Source organism: Teichococcus wenyumeiae (assembly GCF_003696345.1).
Lineage (GTDB): Bacteria > Pseudomonadota > Alphaproteobacteria > Acetobacterales > Acetobacteraceae > Pseudoroseomonas > Pseudoroseomonas wenyumeiae.
Window position 1 is genome coordinate 1 of record NZ_RFLX01000156.1, and the last position, 1,178, is coordinate 1,178.

The 1,178-nt window shown below is 60.7% G+C and carries 1 protein-coding gene and 1 pseudogene; both read left to right on the forward strand.

The genetic code is table 11. The annotated features are described in order from the left end of the window. On the forward strand, window positions 1-399 hold a 399-nt coding region (locus EBE87_RS28335; protein WP_120641247.1), incomplete at its 5' end, for an ester cyclase. 205 nt (window positions 400-604) lie between these two features. Then, a pseudogene (locus EBE87_RS28340) lies at window positions 605-1,104 on the forward strand (IS5 family transposase); the annotation flags it as partial. Between the last annotated feature and the right edge of the window lie 74 nt (window positions 1,105-1,178).

Below are 1,178 nucleotides of genomic sequence, written 5' to 3' on the forward strand. Positions count from 1 at the left end.
ATGTCGAAAAGCGAACTGAAGGCATTCTTCATGCGCTACATCGATGCGCTCAATACCCATGATATGGACCGGATGACCGAGTTTGTTCACGACGAACTCACGCAGCACGGCAAAACCATTACCCGCGCCGATGTCATCGCATCGCTGAAGGGGCACGTCGACGCAGTCCCGGATTTCAAATGGCGCGTGGTCGATATGGCGATCGACGGCGACACGGTCGCCGCCCGCCTTTACAACATCGGCACACCCAAGAAGAAATGGTTGGGCTTGGAGCCGACTGGCGCGACTGTGGAGTACGGTGAATTCGCCTTCCACAAGGTACGAGACGGAAGGTTCTACGAGCAGAACTATGCGATCGACGTCTTGGAGGTCCAGCGTCAGCTCGCTCGTGCTGGATAGGACCACTGCAGGCTAGTCCGCTCGAAACCTCGCTCATCGGTGCGAGGCTGAGCGATGTGACGATCGCATCAGCCTACTGCACCCACAAAGGCAGGTGCGTGTTGTGTGGCGGTGCACGCTCGACGTGACGCTAGGCTCAGGACCTATTAACAAGCCTCTTGTGCTTTGATCCTGTTGTGATTCCATGGCGGCTGGAGGTGCTGCCATGGCTGACCTGTTCTGGCTCACGAAGACACAGATCGAGCGGATCTCGCGCTACTTCCCGCTCTCCCATGGCGTGCCGCGGGTGGACGGCCAGCGGGTCGTCAGCGGCATCATCCACGTCATCCGTAACGGCCTGCGCTGGCGCGATGCGCCTGCCGAGTACGGCCCACACAAGACACTCTACAACCGCTTCATCCGCTGGAGCCGCATGGGCATCTTCAACCGCATCTTCGCGGGGTTGGCTGGACGTAAAGGCCAGCCGGACCGACTGATGATCGACGCCACTCATCTGAAGGCGCACCGCACGGCGGCCAGCCTGCTCAAAAAGGGGCTGTTCCCCGCCGTATCGGACGCACCAAAGGCGGCCTGAATTCCAAGCTTCACGCGGTCTGCGACGAAAAGGGGCGCCCCGTGGTCCTGCTGCTCACCGAAGGCCAGATGAGCGACCACAAGGGCGCAGCCCTGATGCTCGACGCCCTGCCGTCCGCCCGCGTGTTGATTTTCGCTGAGACCTGACCCGGGAGGGGTCAGAGTTTTCGCTGAGAAATGACCCGTGTCTGTTCACCTCCTCGGCC